This window comes from Mesorhizobium sp. LNJC394B00, from assembly GCF_000502555.1.
Taxonomy (GTDB): Bacteria; Pseudomonadota; Alphaproteobacteria; order Rhizobiales; family Rhizobiaceae; genus Mesorhizobium.
Genome location: NZ_AYWH01000001.1, coordinates 618,632 through 635,997, shown reverse-complemented (window position 1 = coordinate 635,997; position 17,366 = coordinate 618,632). Strand labels below are relative to the sequence as shown.

Sequence of the window (17,366 nt, the reverse complement as noted above, 5' to 3'; positions counted from 1 at the left end):
TGCCGTCAGGTAAGCATGTCAGCAATCGGGCCGCAAGCCGGATTCGTCTTGACTTATGCCTATTCATGGGGCAGCCGAGCGCGATGGCTAACGGCCCGGCAATGGCAATCAGGGGCGATGCCCTCTTGAAGGCGCGGAGCGTGCGGACGGTTCCGGGTATCCAAAAAGCGGCCTTCAGTCGAACGTCGCCAGCGGCTCGGCATTGATCTCGACCCACTCACAGCGCCGGCTTTCGTGGTAAAAAGACTGAAATGGCGGCGGGAACGACGGGTCGGCGAAGGCGCCGACGGGAATGGCGATCACGCCGGGTTGCGTGTCGATGCGATAGTGGACGGCGGCGCCGCACTCCGGACAGAAATTGTAGATGACGCGGCCGCCCTCGTCGCCGGTGCGCGTGAACTGCTTCGCCCGCCCCTCGATCGATACATCAGCTTGCGCAAACCGGACATTGTAGCTGAAGGCGCTGCCGGTGCGGCGCTTGCAGTCGAGGCAGTGGCAGACCGAGATGCGCACCGGCTCGCCCGAACAGACGGCTGAAAGCTGGCCGCAGAGACATTGCGCGCGGCGCGAGACCATAGTTTCTTCCTCCCCTTCACATCACTGCGTATCGGCGCTGGCCCTCAGTTCCGTCCGCTTCTGTTCCGAAACCATGGCCAGATCCAGCACCTTCTGCAGTTCGGCGGCATGGTGGAATGAAGGCTCGGCCTGCACGCCGCTGCGAACCGCATCGACGAAGCGCTGGTAATTGGTCGGCACCGTGCCGGCGTCGAGCACCTGCCATTTGCCGTTCTCGATATCCTCGCCGACACACGCCTTCAGTTCCGAACCCTCGAGATTGTGCACGACTTCGATGCCGCCCTTGTCGCCATAGATGCGCAGGCGCAATTCGTTGATGTGGCCGGTCGCCCAGCGGCTGCCGTGAACGACGCCAAAGGCGCTGTTGGAGAAATCCAGCGTCATGGCGAAGCTGTCATTGGCGTCGAGGTCGTATTCGCCGATGCGGTTGCCTGGCGCCTTGTCGAAGGTGCGCAGCCGGCAAAACACGTGGTCGATGTCGAGTGCGGCGCCATAGCTGGCGAAATCGAGGATGTGGATGCCGACATCGCCGAGCACGCCGTTGGAGCCGTGGTCACGCGACAGCCGCCACAGCCATTTCGGGTCGGTGCGCCAGTCGCCCCAGAATTTCGACACCAGCCAGCTCTGCAGATAGGAGGACTCGACGTGGCGGACGGTGCCGATCTCGCCGGCCAGCACCATCTGCCGCGCCTTCTGCAAGGCAGCGACATTGCGATAGGTGAGATTGACCATGTTGACGATGCCGGCGGCCTCAGCCGCTTTGGCCATCTCGCTTGCCTTGCCGAAGTCTTCGGCCAGCGGCTTTTCGCACAGCACCGGCTTGCCGGCCGCGATCAGCGCCATGGTGGTCGGGTGGTGAATGCGGTCGGGCGTGACGTTGGCGACCGCATCGAACTCGCCCCACGCCAGCGCGTCTTCCAGCGATGTGAATCGCTTCGGTATCTTGAACCCGTCGGCAAATTCGCCAACGCGCTGTTCATCGACGTCGACAGCACCGACGATCTCGACGCCGTCGATACCGCCGAAGCGGCGGGCATGCTCCTGCGCCATCCAGCCGGTACCCAGTATCAAAAGCCGCATTCTCTGCACTCCGAGCGAATTGGTTCGATTCAATCATATGGCGCAGATACGGTCTAGGAAACCCATGCGGAAAGCCGCTACGCCTTTTTTCCTGGATTTTGCTTTAGCGGAAGCCGGCCTCGCCCGAAGCGTGCAGCTTGCCGCCGCGCTCGACGATCGGCTCCAGCGCCTTCTCGACCGGTACGTTCGGCGCCTCAAGGATCGCCGACTTGGTGCCCTGCGGATTGTGCGCCCACTTCACCGCATTGCGCAGCACCTTGTGCACATTGGCGTCGTGATAGGTCGGATAGGTCTCGTGGCCCGGGCGGAAGTAGAAGACATTGCCGGCGCCGCGGCGATAGGTCAGCCCAGAACGGAACACCTCGCCGCCCTGGAACCAGGAGATGAAGACGGTCTCCAGCGGTTCGGGCACGGCGAACTGCTCGCCATACATTTCTTCATTCTCGAGCTCGAAATATTCGCCGACGCCTTCGGCGATCGGATGGCTGGGACTGGTCACCCAAAGCCGCTCGCGCTCGCCCGCCTCGCGCCATTTCAGCGTGCAGGGCGTGCCCATCAGCCGCTTGAAGATTTTCGAGAAATGGCCGGAATGGAGAACGATCAGCCCCATCCCCTCCCAAACGCGGCGGGCGACGCGCTCGACGATCTCGTCGGCCACCGCGCCATGATCCTTGTGGCCCCACCAGACCAGCACGTCGGTCTCGGCCAGACGGTCGGCCGGCAGGCCGTGCTCCGGCTGCTCGAGCGTGGCGGTCGAGGCGGAGATCGCCTTGTCGGCATTCAGCGCCTTGGCGATGGTCGTGTGCATGCCCTCGGGATAGAGGGCTGCGACCACCTCATTGGTCCGCTCATGGATGTTCTCGCCCCAAACGACAGCGCGTATTGTCATGGATGTCCTCGTGGTGAAGCCGACCCGCAGGGGTCACTCATAGTCTGCCTGGGGGTGAAAAGGGAATAGGCAGTGGGGAATAGGCAATAGGGGCAGAAAAACAAGGAACAGACGATGGACGCTCCTGGGCCCTACTGCCTACTGCCTACTGCCTACTGCCTACTGCCTACTGCCTACTGCCTTACGCTCCCCGGCCTTCCTGAGCGACCCGCGTCAGCGGCTTGGTCAGGCGCGGCACGACGACGAGGCGCTTGATCTTGCCCTTCTTGTAGGCGGCAAGGAAGCGGGCGTAGTCCTTGAAGACGACGCAGCCATTGGATTCCGCACGGCCGCCGCGCAGCATGTAGGTGTGGGCGAGCAGGCCGTCGCGGCCGTATTTATTGCCGCCGCTGACGGGAGTGAGACGGAGCGCCTCGACGCCATGGAAGCGGGATTCGCGCAGTCGCAGATCATAGGTGTTGGGCGGCGTCGGGCCGACATTCTTCTTGTGCACGAAGCGCGGCTGGTCGACCATCGAACCCAGCCCCGAATGGGCCTCCAGCCGCGAGCCGTCCGGCATATAGACGGTCTTGGCCGAGATATCGTACACGGCGACGCCGCCGCCCATTCCGGGCGTGGCGAACAGATCCTTGAAGGCGCGACCGACACCGCCCGCCGGGACGTCCGGCTTGGCATAGGCCAGCATCTCGCCGGCCTGTGTCTTCGACCGTTTGCCAGGCTTGATCCGGCTTGATTGGATGCTCTGGCTGTCTGGCACGCCAGGCAGTGCGGCGACCTCCGAAGTACTGCGTGGCGAGCGCGGCGACGAATTGCCCGGCGACTGGGGTGCGGGGCTCTCGGGCGTCCTGTCGGTCTGTGGCTTGGCTGCCCTGGGCTTGCTGGCTTGCCGAGCCTCGGCAGGCTGAGCGGTTTCGGCGCGTGGACGCCAACCGGGCAACGCAATGTTGTCGGGCAGATCGTCCTGCGGCGGCAGCGAAGCGACCTGGACCTCGGCCTGCTCAGGATCCTGCCCTCCGGCGATTGCTTCAACGGCCGGCGGCGGCGCCAGCATGTCAGCGTCTTCCGGCAAGCTGTTGGCCAGCGCCAGCGCCAGGCGCGATGAGCGTTCGATCTCAGCCACTTCCGGCCCAAAGCGTTCCGAGGCCGGGCCATGCTGATCGGGCAGCCGGACTTCGGCGAAACGGGCAGCGACCGGAAGGCTGGCAAGCATGAAGGGCGCATTCGAGGCCTTGGCGAAGGCGGCAGCCAGCTTTTGCGGCGACAGTTCTGCCTTGGCCACCACGCCGTCGAAGCGCATGCCGCGCGAAGTGGCGAGAGCGACGCTGGTGTTTGGCGCAATGTTTGAGGCGACACTGCTCGGGGCCACAGCGTGCGTGGCCGGCTTCAGCCGCGCCATCTTGCCGTCATGCGCGAAGTTCGCGGCGGCATGCGCGCAGCCGGCGTCGCATTGGCTGAGCAGCGAGGCCTGTGATTTTTGCGCCGAAAGCCGCGGCGCCCACGAATTGGCGAGGCTGCGGCGCGAATCGGCAAGTGCTGCGTTCGGCAGAAGCAGACTGTGCGGAAGGCTGTTGGAGGCTGCGGTGAGCGAGGTACCGAGCGAATAGAGGCCGGCCATGGTTGCCACCGACCACAGCGCCAAGGCCGCGCCGACAACCGGCACCACCACCCAGCGCTGGCCGGATCTCTTCGAAGTCAAACCCCGTTCAGGAGTATCGCCCCGGTCTTTCAAACGCAAAAACGCCATACAACCACTCTCAATCGGCATGCAGGCTTGCGACCCTCGCATCCGTGACATCCACAGTTCGCTGGTGCCCCCTGCACCTTTCGCGTCTGTTGCCGATTGAATCAAAAGATGGACAAAGTTGGTTAACCAATCCCTCCATCAGCCACCGATTATGCGGCGCCTGATACGAAAAAAAGAGCACTCCATGGTCTGCGCCACGGTAGAATGCTCTCCCTCACCCCCGCCTTGCTGCCCGTTTTTGCGATCCAAGTCAAGGAAACGCTGCGTCAGCTTGCTGCAAGCCTGTGCTGATTGCCCGCTGATCGGCCTTCTCAATCAGTTGACCTTCCGGTGGCTGGAAGGTCTATCTGCTCAGAGACGGAGACCTCCGGCGACGGAAATTTACCGATGAGAACCGGCATCACGACCGAAGAATCCGACTGCAGGTCGAACCCCTGCTGCGGCTGGCTGAGCACGGATGGATGGGGCAAGGACATGGCGCCGTGAGATGGACTGTGAAAGCGGCGCTGCTGTGGCTGGTCTGTGCCCTTACGATGGGCGCCTCCGTCGGCAGCGGGCCGATCGTCGCGGCCCGCCAGGCGTCGATGAAGGAGATGGCGGCGGCTGCGAAAACCATTGCCGGCATGTTCGACCGCAGGCAACCCTATGACGCCGCAGCCTTCAAGGCGGCAGCGGACACGCTGCGCGCTCGCACCGGCCCTGCCCTGATTGCCGAATTTCCGAGCGGCTCGCTTGGACCGCCTTCGCAGGCCAGGCTGGAGATCGATCAGTCACGGGCGGAATTCGAGGCCCTGGCAAATCATATCGGAACGCTGGCCGACGCTCTGGCCGCCAAGGCCGAAAGCGCGCCGGCCGTCATCACCGATGACATGCGCATGGGCACCGGCCTGGCGATGGGCGGCGGCAGCCTGCTCGGCAAGCGCTCGATTCCAGAGGAAGCCGATCCGACCAAACTGCCGGCGGAGCATATCCTGCATCTCATCCTGCAGGATTGCTCGACCTGTCATTCGAAATTCCGGCAAAAGGTACAGTGAAGCGACATTATCCGGCGGAGCATTTTCTTGCTGGCCCGCGCCACAGTCACTTTGCATACAAGTAAATTCGTTTGTGCTAATATATCGCCGGTCGTGCATATCCATGCATGACGAGCATCGGGAGGATGCAATGAAAACCATGAATCGCAGGTCTGCAATTGCCCTCGGTCTGACGACCGCCGCGGTAGCGCCTTTGTTCACCTTGGCGGCATCGGCAAAAATCAAGAAATACGGCCCGAAAGAGGGCAAGGAGATTGCGCCCGGTGTCAGGGTGGTGGAGGTCGGCACCGGCAATGCAGACATTCCCGCCTACAAGAGCATCGCAATTATCGACGTTGTGTTTCAGCCCGGAGCACATGCTCCTCAAACCGTGATGGACAACGACATGGTGTGCACCATTACCTCAGGTGCATTCACGATCAAGAAAGCGGACAAGGAATTCAAGCTCAAGACGGGTGATATGTACACCTGCTCCAAGGGCAAGACCGATGAAGCGACGAATACAAGCAAGGAGGTCGGCGTGCATCGCATCGCCGTATTGATACCCGCATAGCAGATGGAATTCCGGCCGGACCACGCCGTCGCGAGTCCGGCCGGCCAGACGAGGCGATCTCGTTCCGTCGTCAGCGCGGCCATCTCACGCCAGCCACTCCCTGATCGCCGGGCGGGCGGGAACGGCGCGCATGTGGTCTTCGCGCTATGGCTTTGTTTGGGCATGATCTTTTGGGGAAGCTGGCTTGGTTTCAAAATCAACGGCTAGGTCGAATGGCTGATCAATCAGCGCATCCACGTAGCCAATACGGAGATCGAAAACCGCACGAGTTTTGCCGGCCACCAGGCGGTGTTCGAGGCGATCGAGCGCCGCGACCCGGAAGCGGCCGGCCAAGCGATGCGGGCGCATCTGGAAAACGCCCGGCGCAAGTTCAACTCAGGTTCGGGCAGATTGGACTAGCCGGCAGACGCGGCAGCGCTCTGGCGCAAAGCAAAAAGCCCGCCGTTCAAAGCCGGCGGGCTCCCTTCAATCATACAGCGCGATCCGGTCGCCGATAACCAGGACGACCGAATTTCGGCCTTCAGCGGCTGGTTGCGCTCAGGGGGCGGGCTTCGACGGGTTCGAAGCGACCAGCGATCCCAGTTTGCCGGCTTTGGCCAGACTCGGCCTTTCGTAGGTTTTTTTCACAGAATCCCTCCTTAATAGCATCAATTTCGTCTGCCGGGCCCGTTTTGTCAAATCTGGCAGCAGTCCGTCACAGGTCCCGGCGGCAATTCGTGCCGTTACGCCGGCTCGCGCTTCAGCGCCTGCGCCATGCAGTGAATGCCGCCGCCGGTCTTGGAAATCTCGCTCATGTCGACGGCAGCAACCTCGAAGCCGCGCGCTTTGAGTTGGCCGATCAGCGACTGGCTCGACGTCGGCGCGATCACCCTGTCCTTGCCGAGCGACATGAAGTTGCAGCCGAGCGCCATCGTGTCCTGGAAGGGCACGTCGATGATCTCGTGGCCCTGGCCCTTCAGCCAGTCGACGATGCCGGGCTCGGTGCAGGCGAGGCACACCGCGGTGAGCTTCTCGGCGATCGGCACCACCATCAGGTCGATATGGACGTAATATTCGTCGATGAAGGCGAGGCGCGTTTCCCAGCCTTCCTTTTCGAACCAGTCCTGCACCTGGCGGGCGCCCTCTTCCTGCGTGCGGGCGCCGCCGCAGCCGATCAGCACCACGCCCTCCTCGATGACGTTGAAGTCGCCGCCTTCGAAGGTGCCAGCCGTGACCATGTCGTAGATGGGGATGCCGAGCTTTTCATAGGTGCGGATGGCGGCATAGTTCTCGCCGCGCCGCCACCAATTGGCCATGGCGGTGATGAAGGCGCCGTAGGGCGTCATGACGCTGGAGTCTCTGGAATAGACCTGCATCGGCAGTTCCGGCGTCGGCTCGTGCCAGTGGATGTTGACGCCGAAATGCTCGTAGGCGGCGACGAGGTCCTTGTGCTGCGCCTGCGCGATCTGGACGTTGCAGGGCGCTTCGCGCAAATGCTTGCGCGACAGCGAGCTGGTCGAGAGGTGGCGCAGGAAGTTTGGCGAGCCGAGCAACACGTCTGTCAGCACGTCGGTCTCGTTGGCAAAGCCCCATGACGTCAGCGGCTTGGTGCCGCCGGCGGGATTGCGGCGCTGCAGCGAGAACGGTTCGGCGATGATGCGATCATGGACGGTCATAAGGTTCTCCTCGATTTGACTATGCAGCTTGATTGGATTGGCTGCTCGGAATCCACCAATCGCGCCCCCGCGCGGTGGTGACATATTCCGGCCAGCGGAAATTGATCGGCGGGTCATAGTCGCAAAGCGGCGCGATCCAGTTGGAGCCACCAATGCCGCCGCCGCTGCGGGTGACGAATTCGTCCATGGCCGCATCGCGCGCGGCCTTGTCCTCGAGCAGGCGGAGGGCTGCAAGCGCAACCGTCTTGGCGGCGCAAATGACCATCGGGTCGATGGTGGCCGAGATACCGCCCAGCGCGTTCATCGCCCAGGATGGATAGGCATGGCCATTCGCCGAGCGCAGCGCCGGGCGAGCGACATAGAAGCGTGCGGTCGGCGTGTGCCACGACATGTCGGTGTAGTCGTCGGAGGTCGAGTTGATCTGCGACGGAGGCAAATCGCGGCGCAGGATTGCCTCGGCCTCTTGCGGCGCAACCAGCCGCTCCATCTCGTCGATGAAAGGGTTGTCGGTCGCGGTGCCGCCGGCATTGACCTGGACCTCGCGACCGATCGCTTTCGCCGCCTCGTCCCAGCTCGGAGCGCCAACGGTGGACAGCGCCTCATAGGCAATCCCCGCCATGGCGTGATTGGCGAGGCCCGGCCTCGACTTCGACACCCAATGGCGCTCATAGCGACAACCGCTGACCGCCGCGGCCGCGGCCGCATTACGGTCGAGCACCGCGGTGACCTGCTCTGCCATGGCAATGGTCGGCACGCGGATCATGTACTGGATCTCGGCCAGCCCCGCCGGCAGATTGTCGGCGGTCGCCTGCCCGGCGGTGAGGATCGCCTCGCTGATCGACCAGCCGCCCTGGTGAGGCAGCATGGAATCGCGCAGCGCCTTGGAGGTCATGTACATCGTCATCAGCGCGTCATTGGCGCCGGGCGCCCGCACCGCCGAATGCGCCTGCGGGATCGGCGCGCCATCGCTTGCGCGAACCCAGTTTTCGGGTTCGTCGCAGACAAATCGGTAGATCATCGCGTAGGCCGCGCCGCAATGCGTGTCCCAACGCGCCGTGTTGCAGAGCGGCAGCATATAGAAGGGATGGAACGAGATCATGCCGGCAAGGCCGTCATAATAGCCTTTGGCTGCATGGATCGGCTTCGAGCCCCTGACCTTCTCGGCCGGCTCGCCGGTGAAGCGCAGCGTCCCCTTGATGCCGTGGCGTTGCATTGCCGCCTTGGTGACCAGAAGTCCGCCGAGGCTGGCAATGCCTAGTCCGGAATGCGGATCGGTGTGGCCGCCGGCCTCGACGCCGAGGCCCGGGCGGGGCCTCTTCACCGTTGCCGCATCCTGGCAATTACCGGGCACAGCGTCATATTCGCTGTACATGCCGATGGTCGGACCTGGGCCATTCGTCCAGTGGGCACAGAAGGCGGTCGGCATGCCGGCCGACCCTTCCTCGACCGAAAAGCCCTCATGCTTCAGCCGCGCGACATACCAGGCCGCCGACTGGTATTCGCGCCAGGCTGTTTCGCCGAAATCGAAAATGGTGCGCGTCCACGCCGACAGCGAGGGCTGGATGCCATCGAGACAGGCAAGCGCGGTGGCTTGCGCCGAGGTCGTCACCGGTTTCTCCATGCGGCCCAAGAAAGCAGTGAAGCGGCATTGCAAAAAGTGATATGTTTTTCCGGTTCATGCAAATTCGGTTCACCTGAGGCCTCTTGCGAATACCTTCCACACAGGCGCTGCGCGCCCTCGACAGTTTTGCCCGTCACGGCAGCGTCTGGCGCGCCGCCGACGAACTGCACCTCACCCGCAGCGCCGTCAGCCATCAGTTGCGGCTCCTCGAACGCGACCTCGGCTTCGACCTGCTGGAGCGCATCGGCAAGGGCGTGGCGCTGACACCGCGCGGCCAGCGCTATGCCGCCGATGTGAGGAAGGCGCTGACCGTGCTTGGCGATGCGGTAACGCGCCAGGCCGGCACCGGCGTCGGCGGTTCGTTCGCCGTTTCCTGCACGCCGGGCTTCGCCTCTCTGTTTTTATGCACCCACATCGGCGAGTTCCGGCAGATGTATCCGGACGTGGCGCTGTCGATCCTGACGCCCAGACGGCTGGACGATGTCAGCAATCCGGACGCCGATGCCTTCATTGCCTTTGGCGTCGGCAACTGGCCGAACCGCTCGGTGGAGTTGCTGTGCGAAATCTCGTTCACGCCACTTTGCAGCCCGACACTGCTCAACAAGGTCGGCGGCTTTTCAAAACCGGCCGACGTGCTGCGCGCCAATCTCCTGCATCTCGGCGACACCGAGGACTGGGCGCGCTGGCTGGCGCTGTCCAAGGTGGAAAACCCCGACACCGAAGGCGGCATCTTCTTCTCGGACATGAACCTCGTTTTTTCCGCGGCGATCGCCGGCCAGGGCATCGCCATGGGCGACGAGCTGACCAGCCGCCGGGCGCTGAGCGAAGGCCGTCTGGTGCGCCCCTTCGACATCGCGATCCCCTCGCCGCGCTCGTATTTCCTGGTGTCGGAACATGCCAAGGCCAGCCACCCGGTGCTGGAAGCATTCAATGGGTGGTTGAGGTCGAAGCTGTCGGAGAACCGGATCAGCCCGTACTAGCCTCCCATCCGTGAATCAAATTTGCCGATCTGGCGAAAACTATTCGGTTGCGGTGAGCCGGCGCACTGCCCTACGCTCAAGCCACGATCAAGGAAGAGGCAGGATGCAGCAACCCGGCCGGGCCGCAGAGATCAAGGCAATCGGGATCGGCAAGAGCTTCGGCTCGTTCCAGGCGCTGGACGATCTGACGCTCAATATCGGCCGCGGCGAGTTTTTGACGCTGCTCGGTCCCTCCGGCTCGGGCAAGACCACATTCCTGATGATCCTCGCCGGCTTCGTGCAACCGACCGCCGGCAAGCTTTTCAGCGACGGCATCGACATCACCGAGCGGCCGGCCGAACAGCGTGCCGCCGGCATGGTCTTCCAGGGCTATGCGCTGTTCCCGCACATGTCGGTCGAGGCCAACATCGCCTTCCCGCTCAAGGTACGCAAGAAATCGGCTTCCGAGATCAAGCGCCGCGTTGCCGAGATGATCGAGCGCGTCGGCCTCAAGGGCCATGAGACGAAACTGCCGGCGCAGCTTTCCGGCGGCCAGCAGCAGCGCGTGGCACTGGCGCGCGCGCTGGTGTTCGAACCCGGCGTGCTGCTCCTCGACGAGCCGTTCTCGGCGCTCGACAAGAGCCTGCGCGGCCAGATGCAGGCCGAGATGAAGCGGCTGCATCAGGAGACCGGCACCACCTTCGTCTTCGTCACCCACGACCAGAGCGAGGCGCTGGCGCTGTCGTCGCGCGTCGCCATCTTCAACCACGGAAAATTGCTGCAGGTCGGAGCGCCGGACGAGGTCTACGACCGGCCGGACAACCGCTTCGTCGCCGAGTTCCTTGGCGAGATCAACATGCTGCCGTTGAAGGGGGTCAAGCCCGCCGACAATGGCTCGACGGGCCTCTGCGAGGACCGCGCGGTCAACATGCTCTGCAAGGCCGAGAAAGTCCGTGGCGATGCCATATTGGCGATCCGGCCCGAACATATGTCGATCACGCGCGAAGCCGCCGCCGGCGAGAACGGCATTGCCGCCACCGCCATCGGCTCGACCTATCTGGGTGCGGCGACCAAACTCGATCTGACGACACGCCAGGGCGCCAAGGTGACCGTCTCGGTGCCGAACGAGGTCGCGGCGGCGGCGCTGAGCCAAGGCAATTCCGTCTGGCTGACCTGGCCGGCGGAAAAGGGTTTCCTCCTTCCGGACGGAGGATGACGACGAGAACGGCGAAGTCTTCCAGCAAAGAATCTGGAGCGCGCCATAACCACCGGAACCAACAACGAAAAAGGGGAACTAAAATGACAGACCAAAGCAAAAAACAAGCCATGGACGGGCTATCCGCCCGGGCAGTGCGCGGCGAGATTTCGCGCCGGCAATTCACCCAGCTTGCAGCCTTCGTGCTGGCCGGCACGCCGATGCTGCTGCGCTCGACCGGCGCGTTTGCGCAGGCCAAGGAACTGGTGCTGGTCAACTGGGGTGGCGATGCCCTCACCGCTTATGACGCCGCCTATGGCCAGGCCTTCACCAAGGACACCGGCATCGCCGTCAAAATGGACGGTTCGGGCCCGACCGAAGGCGCGATTGCCGCACAGTTCAAGAGCGGCGCGCCGACCTGGGATCTCGTCGACGTCGACCCATTCTCGGCCATCACGCTCGGCGCGCAGGGTGCGCTCGAGCCGATCGACTACGCCATCGTCGACAAGAAGAAGATGCGTGAAGGCTTCGGCTGGGAATACGCGGCCTCGACCTATTTCTTCTCCTACGTCATCGCCTATGATTCGGAGAAATACGGCAAGGACGCGCCGACCGGCATGGCCGACTTCTTCGACGTGAAGAAGTTTCCGGGCAAGCGCTCGCTCTACAAATGGGGCGTGTCGAGCTGGGAAGCAGCGCTGCTTGCAGACGGCATCGCGCCGGCCTCGCTCTACCCGCTCGACCTGAAGCGAGCGCATGACAAGATCGCCGCTTTCAAGGAAAACGTCGTGGCTTACTGGGGCGGCGGCGCCGAGAGCCAGAGCGTGCTGCTCAACGGCGAAGCCTCGATGGCGATCGTGTGGTCGACCCGCGCCTCGCTGATCGAGCAGGACTCGGGCGGCAAGATCAAGTTCATCTGGGATCAGGGCCTGATTTCGCCCGGCGCGCTGGCCGTGCTCAAGGGCAACCCCGGCGGCAAGGACGCAGCGATGAAGTTCATCGCCAGCGCCCAGGATCCGCAAAAGCAACTGGTGATGTTCGACAAGCTCGGACAGGGTCCGGCCAATCCGGCCGCCGACGCGCTGATCCCCGCCGACAAGAAGCGCATCAACCCGGTCGATCCCGAAAACATGAAGAAGCAGATCGCGCTCGACATGGATTGGTACGCCAAGAATTACGGGGCAGCACTCGACGAATACACCAAGATCATCTCGGCCTGACCAGGCCGGGCACGAGCTTCGATGAGAGGCACCCTCTCCGACAGGATGGGCGCGGCGGTGCTGATGGCGCCGCTGCTCCTGTTCCTTGTGCTGGCCTACGCCTGGCCGTTCCTCGGCGTCGTCAAGTGGAGCGTCACCTTGCCGACACCGGGGCTCGGCCAGTATGGCGCGCTCGCCACCGATGCCCTGGTGCAGTCTGTGTTCATCCGCACGCTGCGCATCGCGCTGATCGTCACCGTGATTTCCGTGGCGGCGGCATACGCCATCACCATGGTGTGGGTGCGCGGCAGCCCGGCACAGCGCATAATCGCTGAATTCTGCATTCTCGTCCCCTTCTGGATCTCGGTGCTTACCCGCGCCTTCGGCTGGGTGGCGCTTTTGTCCAACCGCGGCCTGATCAACACCTGGCTGCAATCGATCGGCTTCATCTCCGAGCCGCTGGCGCTGGTGCGCAACGAGTTCGGCGTCATCGTCGGCATGACGCATTTCCTCATTCCCTTCGCGGTGTTCCCGCTGGCCTCCGCCATGCGCAGCCTCGACGAGCGCGTGCTGCTCGCGGCGCGCGGGCTCGGCTCCAGCCGCATGCGCACCTTCTGGACCGTGTTCGTGCCGATGACGCGCTCCGGCATCATCGGTTCGGCGATGATCGTGTTCGTCTTCTCGCTCGGCTTCTTCGTCACGCCGGCGATCCTCGGCGGCGGCCGCAGCGTGATGATCGCCGAGCTGATCTATCTCCGCATCTTCCAGAGTCCCGACTGGGGACTGGGTGCGGCGATCAGCGTCGTGCTGGTGCTGTTCGTCGGCGCGCTCATGGCGCTGCTGTTCCGCTATGTCAGACCGAAGCAACTGATCTGATGCCGACCTATCGCCCCGGTCCCGTCTCGCTGATCCTCGCCGTGCTGGTGGCACTGTTCCTGCTGCTGCCGCTGCTGGCGGTCATCCCGGTGTCGCTGACGCCAAGCCGCATGCTGGCTATGCCGACGGGCGAACTGTCGCTGCGCCACTACCGCGCGCTGATCGAGGATCCGCGCTGGTTCGACGCCATCCTGCTGTCGATCCGCATCGGCATCGTCAGCAGCGTCATCTCCACCGTGCTGGCGCTGTGCTTCAGCCTTGGCGCCTGGATGTTCCAGCCGCGATTTACCGCCGCCCTTGTCGGCTTCGTGCTGTTGCCGATGGTGGTGCCGCCGGTGGTCTCGGCGATCACGCTCTACTTCCTGCTGACGTCGATCTCGGGCATGAGCTCGTTCTTCGGCTACGACACCTGGCTCGGCGTCGCCATGGCGCATTCGGTGATGACGGTGCCTTTCGCCACGGTGCTGATCCTGGTCGCGCTCAGCCAGCTCGACCGCCGCATCGACCTTGCCGCGCGCGGCCTTGGCGCCGGCGTGTGGGAACGCGCCACGCGCATCATCATGCCCAACATCAGGTTCGGCATCGTCACCGCCGCGCTGCTGTCCTTCGTGCTGTCCTGGGAAGAGATCGGCGTCACCCTGTTCATCACCTCGGTCAACGCCATCACGCTGCCGCGGCTGATGTGGATGGGCCTGCGCGACAACATCGACCCGGCGATCGCCGCGCTCTCGGTGATCCTGATCATCATCACCGTGCTGGTGCTGGCGGTGAGGACTGTGGTGGTGAAGATGCGCGGCGGGCACTGAGCCAAGGTGGCCAACAACAATCGGCGATAGCCAAGCCGCTGTGTGAAGGGCGTTACGGACGGTGAGCGCCGGGTACATTACGCGGCGTCATGGGAAACCTGCCGCTGGTGACATTTGCCTTCGTGTCGGTGCTCGGAATGGCGGTTCCGGGACCGGACGTCGTGCTCGCCATCACCAACGGCTCCCGCTACGGTTTTCGGCGCGCGTTTCTCGGCATGGCCGGCGTCGTACTGTCTGATTTCGTTCTTATCAGCATCGTCGCGCTGGGCTTCGGCGCTCTTCTGCTGGCTTCGGAATTCTATCTCTCGGCTCTCAGGATGTTCGGCGCGGGCTATCTGCTTTTCGTCGCCATCGGTACCCTGCGCACCGCATCCCGACCTTCGTTCAACCCTAACCTTCCCGAAACACGCCATTCAGCCAAGGCACTCATTGGGCGCTGCTTCCTGGTGGCGGTCACAAATCCGGCGGCCTGGCTGCTTTTCCCCGCGATCCTGCCGCATTTTGTCCGCGTGGATGAGCCGATCGCGATCCAGTATGGCATCCTGGCCATTATCGCCGCGCTTGCCGATGTGTTTGTGCTGACGTTTTACGCAGCCCTTGGCGCGCGGGCTGCAAGGCTTCTGGCTGGGCCAAACGCCGTGTGGATCGACCGGTTGTACGGTATCGCCCTGCTTGGTCTTTCGAGCACTTTGATCCTGCAATCCCTCGGGCATCTGAGATAGTCGACACAGGACTACACAGGGCCGGATTTAGCAATCGGTCCGCCGTCAGCTTGCGAAGAATCTCGACAGCCTTGCAGCCGTGTCTTCGGGGTGCTCTTCCGGGAAGAAATGGCCCACCCTTGACCGAGTCGCCTTCGATGTTATCAGCCCATTGCCGCCAGATCGCCAATGGGCCACCTTCCTCCGCATACCAGTTTTCCAACCCGCCCTCGCCGCTCCAGAGCGCAAGCAGCGGGCATCTGATGCGACGGCCGTCAGCCTGGTCCTGCGCGTCATGCTCGCGGTCGATGCCTGCGGCGGCGCGATATTCCTCGCAGATGGCGTGGGCATGGGCGGGATCACGCAGCGCCTCGATATAGGCGGCCCTGACCTCAGCGGGAAAAGCATCTGGAGCCGAGCCCCAGCCGGCGATCGCATTGTCGATGACTACATCCGGTGCAGCAGCCAGAAGGCGTTCCGGCAGCGGATCGGGCTGGGCAAGCAGGCTCCACGGCCAGAAGGCCAGCGCCAGCCTGGCATCAGCACGATCCCAGGCGGAGGCCGTGGGGATGACGTCGAGAACGGCGACTTTCGACACGGTTTCGGGATGGTCGAGCGCCAGCCGGTAGGCGACGCGACCGCCACGGTCGTGGCCGGCAACCATGAAACGGTCGAAACCGAGAACGTCCATAACCTGCACCATGTCGCGCGCCATCGCCCGTTTGGAATAGGAGGCATGATCGGCAGTGGACACTGGACAGCCGCTTTGGCCGTAGCCCCTGAGATCGGCGGCAACCACGCTGAAGTGCGAGGCCAGGGCCAGCGCTATGTCGCGCCACATCACATGCGTTTCGGGAAAGCCATGCAGGAGCAGCAACGGCGGCCCTGAGCCACCGGCCCTGACGAAGATCGATGTCTCCTCCATTTGAACGGTCCTGGCGTCAAAGCCCGCAAACATCAGCTGCCGCCAACCATTCCGTGGCTGGAAAGGATGCGCAACACCTGGACACCCTTCGGCAATTCGATCAGGAACTCCTTGTCGCGGTCGAGATGGTGGATGCTTTGCGGATCGCCGCCGGTAAAGGCGGCCATCGCCTCGACGCTCTCCCAATAGGACATGGTGACGAATTCCGAATGCGTCGGCGTGTCCTCGCGAAAAGTCTGCACGCCAAGCGCTTTCTCGATCAGCGGCTTGATGCCGGCCTCGTAATTGTAGCGCTCATAGGCATCGGCCTTGTCGGGCAAGGTCCTGCCGCGCCAGATGCGCGCAATGGTGGGCGTCTTCGGTGCCATCTCCTATAACACCCGAAGGCGCGCCGCGTTCCGACTATCCTGACTGGCCGCACAACTGGCTGATAGTCGACGTATGGCAAAGGCTCCGTACAGTAACTTGCACTGGACACGCGGCTATCCTGTCAAGTCCAAACGTGCTCTCTTGTGCTCAACTTGGGAGGGCACAATGAAACTACGTCTAGCTTTCGCTGTATTCACCGCAGGAATTTTCTTCGCATTGTCGGCTGCCTCGGCCGGACAAGGGGAACAGCAAAACATCAACTTCCTGGCTCGGATGTCCGATGCAAGGTTAAATTTGGCCGCCAGAATGGCCGGTGACCTCGTTGGCGTAAGGCAAAGATGTCCGGCGTTGAGGCCAACGGAAGACGGAAAAGCAATTTTCGCCGTCCCGGTCCTTTTGTATGATGGGCGGGACAAACACCTGACCCCAGACCCCCGAAAGTTCAACATGGCCATCCATACCTATGAGAGGGCTTTCGCAATGGCGGCCCAGAGATCGGCAAGTTGCCAAAGCGAGAGGGCCAAATACCCGAAACTTTACCGGTAGATGGCTAACAAGTACGACCTTCAGGCGCCGCGACGCCTCACCTAAGGTATTGAAATTGTTGGGAGGATTCGAACCTGTGACCATCGGCTTAGAAGGCCGGTGCTCTATCCGGCGGAGCTACGGGACCGCTGCCGTCAGCGAACGCGCCCTACCTTCAGGCAGCATGCAGGGTCGGGATGGCGCTAACGTCAACTTCGCGCTCCGCATGCCAGGCATCATACGCGGCCTGCATCCTGAGCCAGATCGCGGCACGATCGCCGAACATCTTGCCAAGGCGGGCGGCCACGGCAGGCGATACCGGCTTCTTCTCACGGATGATATCGTAGAGCTGCTGGGCGCGAGATTCCGAGCAGATTGGCGATTTCCACCTTGGTCTTGCCGGTGGCGGGAACGATGTCGTCGAGCAACGCGCCAGGATGGGAAGGGCAGCGCTCGGTCGTTCTGTTTCGTTCGTACACCTTCAGAGTGCTACCCATATGCCAGGTACAAACCGTAACCTATGTGTCCGGAATGGACCCGGCAAAATTGGCGATCCCGACAGGATTCGAACCTGTGACCATCGGCTTAGAAGGCCGGTGCTCTATCCAGCTGAGCTACGGGACCGCTGGCCGGCATTTGATATCTTGGCCGGCTGATGT

At 63.1% G+C, this 17,366-nt stretch carries 17 protein-coding genes, 1 tRNA gene and 2 pseudogenes; 10 read left to right on the top strand and 10 right to left on the bottom strand.

Annotated elements, in window-relative coordinates; translation table 11 throughout:
- Window positions 1-174: 174 nt before the first annotated feature.
- The 4 genes from X751_RS160375 to X751_RS160390 form a co-directional block, all read right to left on the bottom strand.
- Window positions 175-576, bottom strand: a complete 402-nt coding sequence (locus X751_RS160375) for a GFA family protein (RefSeq protein WP_023689042.1) — start codon at window positions 574-576, stop codon at window positions 175-177.
- Between the two features lie 21 nt (window positions 577-597).
- Window positions 598-1,656 (bottom strand): Gfo/Idh/MocA family oxidoreductase, encoded by a 1,059-nt coding sequence (locus tag X751_RS160380; RefSeq protein ID WP_023711879.1) that lies wholly within the window; start codon window positions 1,654-1,656, stop codon window positions 598-600.
- 103 nt (window positions 1,657-1,759) lie between these two features.
- A complete protein-coding gene (locus X751_RS160385; protein WP_023701869.1) occupies window positions 1,760-2,545 on the bottom strand; it encodes a ThuA domain-containing protein in 786 nt (261 codons plus the stop codon).
- 181 nt (window positions 2,546-2,726) lie between these two features.
- Complete coding sequence (locus X751_RS160390; protein ID WP_023711880.1) at window positions 2,727-4,241, bottom strand: DUF2778 domain-containing protein; 1,515 nt, start codon at window positions 4,239-4,241, stop codon at window positions 2,727-2,729.
- A gap of 530 nt (window positions 4,242-4,771) precedes the next feature.
- Here X751_RS160390 and X751_RS160395 point away from each other — a divergent pair.
- The 3 genes from X751_RS160395 to X751_RS1000000168570 all read left to right on the top strand — a co-directional run bounded on the left by X751_RS160395 (window position 4,772) and on the right by X751_RS1000000168570 (window position 6,275).
- Window positions 4,772-5,323: a cytochrome c gene (locus tag X751_RS160395; RefSeq protein WP_031199434.1), complete on the top strand. Its 552-nt coding sequence runs from the start codon at window positions 4,772-4,774 to the stop codon at window positions 5,321-5,323.
- Between the two features lie 130 nt (window positions 5,324-5,453).
- Window positions 5,454-5,876, top strand: a complete 423-nt coding sequence (locus tag X751_RS160400; protein WP_023684778.1) for a hypothetical protein — start codon at window positions 5,454-5,456, stop codon at window positions 5,874-5,876.
- A 288-nt stretch (window positions 5,877-6,164) separates the two neighbouring features.
- Entirely contained in the window at window positions 6,165-6,275 is a 111-nt protein-coding gene (locus tag X751_RS1000000168570) for an FCD domain-containing protein (protein ID WP_348524571.1), read from the top strand.
- A 323-nt stretch (window positions 6,276-6,598) separates the two neighbouring features.
- Here the strand turns inward: X751_RS1000000168570 and X751_RS160410 are convergent, their stop codons facing one another.
- Window positions 6,599-7,531, bottom strand: a complete 933-nt coding sequence (locus X751_RS160410; RefSeq protein ID WP_023743844.1) for a dimethylarginine dimethylaminohydrolase family protein — start codon at window positions 7,529-7,531, stop codon at window positions 6,599-6,601.
- A gap of 19 nt (window positions 7,532-7,550) precedes the next feature.
- Window positions 7,551-9,152, bottom strand: coding sequence for a peptidase M20 (locus X751_RS160415; RefSeq protein WP_031246879.1), 1,602 nt, complete (start codon window positions 9,150-9,152; stop codon window positions 7,551-7,553).
- 83 nt (window positions 9,153-9,235) lie between these two features.
- Between X751_RS160415 and X751_RS160420 the strand changes: the two genes are divergently transcribed.
- The 6 genes from X751_RS160420 to X751_RS160445 all read left to right on the top strand — a co-directional run bounded on the left by X751_RS160420 (window position 9,236) and on the right by X751_RS160445 (window position 14,909).
- Entirely contained in the window at window positions 9,236-10,132 is an 897-nt protein-coding gene (locus X751_RS160420) for a LysR substrate-binding domain-containing protein (RefSeq protein WP_023684774.1), read from the top strand.
- 103 nt (window positions 10,133-10,235) lie between these two features.
- Window positions 10,236-11,327: an ABC transporter ATP-binding protein gene (locus tag X751_RS160425; RefSeq protein ID WP_023743842.1), complete on the top strand. Its 1,092-nt coding sequence runs from the start codon at window positions 10,236-10,238 to the stop codon at window positions 11,325-11,327.
- A gap of 83 nt (window positions 11,328-11,410) precedes the next feature.
- Window positions 11,411-12,526 carry an ABC transporter substrate-binding protein gene (locus tag X751_RS160430; RefSeq protein ID WP_023743841.1) on the top strand — a complete coding sequence of 372 codons (1,116 nt, stop codon included), beginning with the start codon at window positions 11,411-11,413 and terminating at the stop codon, window positions 12,524-12,526.
- 21 nt (window positions 12,527-12,547) lie between these two features.
- Entirely contained in the window at window positions 12,548-13,381 is an 834-nt protein-coding gene (locus X751_RS160435; protein ID WP_023743840.1) for an ABC transporter permease, read from the top strand.
- The gene (locus tag X751_RS160440) at window positions 13,381-14,187 is read left to right on the top strand and encodes an ABC transporter permease (protein WP_023743839.1); all 807 of its coding nucleotides are present in this window, start codon (window positions 13,381-13,383) and stop codon (window positions 14,185-14,187) included. The genes X751_RS160435 and X751_RS160440 overlap by 1 nt, the downstream gene beginning before the upstream one ends.
- Window positions 14,188-14,276: 89 nt before the next feature.
- Window positions 14,277-14,909, top strand: a complete 633-nt coding sequence (locus X751_RS160445) for a LysE family translocator (protein WP_023705218.1) — start codon at window positions 14,277-14,279, stop codon at window positions 14,907-14,909.
- A gap of 45 nt (window positions 14,910-14,954) precedes the next feature.
- Here the strand turns inward: X751_RS160445 and X751_RS1000000165195 are convergent.
- Both X751_RS1000000165195 and X751_RS160455 read right to left on the bottom strand, forming a co-directional pair.
- Window positions 14,955-15,846, bottom strand: a pseudogene (locus tag X751_RS1000000165195) (alpha/beta hydrolase).
- Window positions 15,846-16,181, bottom strand: a complete 336-nt coding sequence (locus tag X751_RS160455) for a hypothetical protein (protein ID WP_031246877.1) — start codon at window positions 16,179-16,181, stop codon at window positions 15,846-15,848. Before X751_RS160455 ends, X751_RS1000000165195 begins: the two are co-directional and overlap by 1 nt.
- 166 nt (window positions 16,182-16,347) lie before the next feature.
- Here X751_RS160455 and X751_RS1000000167420 point away from each other — a divergent pair, with 166 nt between their 5' ends.
- On the top strand, window positions 16,348-16,728 hold the full coding sequence (locus tag X751_RS1000000167420) for a hypothetical protein (protein WP_023743836.1): 381 nt from the start codon (window positions 16,348-16,350) through the stop codon (window positions 16,726-16,728).
- Between the two features lie 154 nt (window positions 16,729-16,882).
- Here X751_RS1000000167420 and X751_RS1000000167760 read toward each other — a convergent pair.
- Window positions 16,883-17,204 (bottom strand): annotated as a pseudogene (locus tag X751_RS1000000167760) (HigA family addiction module antitoxin).
- A gap of 50 nt (window positions 17,205-17,254) precedes the next feature.
- A tRNA-Arg gene (locus tag X751_RS160465) sits at window positions 17,255-17,331 on the bottom strand.
- Between the last annotated feature and the right edge of the window lie 35 nt (window positions 17,332-17,366).

Excerpts from the sequence above, each read along its gene's own strand:
- X751_RS160375 (WP_023689042.1), bottom strand. The coding sequence starts at position 576 with ATGGTCTCGCGCCGCGCGCAATGTCTCTGCGGCCAGCTTTCAGCCGTC.
- X751_RS160380 (WP_023711879.1), bottom strand. The coding sequence starts at position 1,656 with ATGCGGCTTTTGATACTGGGTACCGGCTGGATGGCGCAGGAGCATGCC.
- X751_RS160385 (WP_023701869.1), bottom strand. The coding sequence starts at position 2,545 with ATGACAATACGCGCTGTCGTTTGGGGCGAGAACATCCATGAGCGGACC.
- X751_RS160400 (WP_023684778.1), top strand. The coding sequence starts at position 5,454 with ATGAAAACCATGAATCGCAGGTCTGCAATTGCCCTCGGTCTGACGACC.
- X751_RS160410 (WP_023743844.1), bottom strand. The coding sequence starts at position 7,531 with ATGACCGTCCATGATCGCATCATCGCCGAACCGTTCTCGCTGCAGCGC.
- X751_RS160415 (WP_031246879.1), bottom strand. The coding sequence starts at position 9,152 with ATGGAGAAACCGGTGACGACCTCGGCGCAAGCCACCGCGCTTGCCTGT.
- X751_RS160425 (WP_023743842.1), top strand. The coding sequence starts at position 10,236 with ATGCAGCAACCCGGCCGGGCCGCAGAGATCAAGGCAATCGGGATCGGC.
- X751_RS160430 (WP_023743841.1), top strand. The coding sequence starts at position 11,411 with ATGACAGACCAAAGCAAAAAACAAGCCATGGACGGGCTATCCGCCCGG.
- X751_RS160435 (WP_023743840.1), top strand. The coding sequence starts at position 12,548 with ATGAGAGGCACCCTCTCCGACAGGATGGGCGCGGCGGTGCTGATGGCG.
- X751_RS160440 (WP_023743839.1), top strand. The coding sequence starts at position 13,381 with ATGCCGACCTATCGCCCCGGTCCCGTCTCGCTGATCCTCGCCGTGCTG.
- X751_RS160445 (WP_023705218.1), top strand. The coding sequence starts at position 14,277 with ATGGGAAACCTGCCGCTGGTGACATTTGCCTTCGTGTCGGTGCTCGGA.
- X751_RS160455 (WP_031246877.1), bottom strand. The coding sequence starts at position 16,181 with ATGGCACCGAAGACGCCCACCATTGCGCGCATCTGGCGCGGCAGGACC.
- X751_RS1000000167420 (WP_023743836.1), top strand. The coding sequence starts at position 16,348 with ATGAAACTACGTCTAGCTTTCGCTGTATTCACCGCAGGAATTTTCTTC.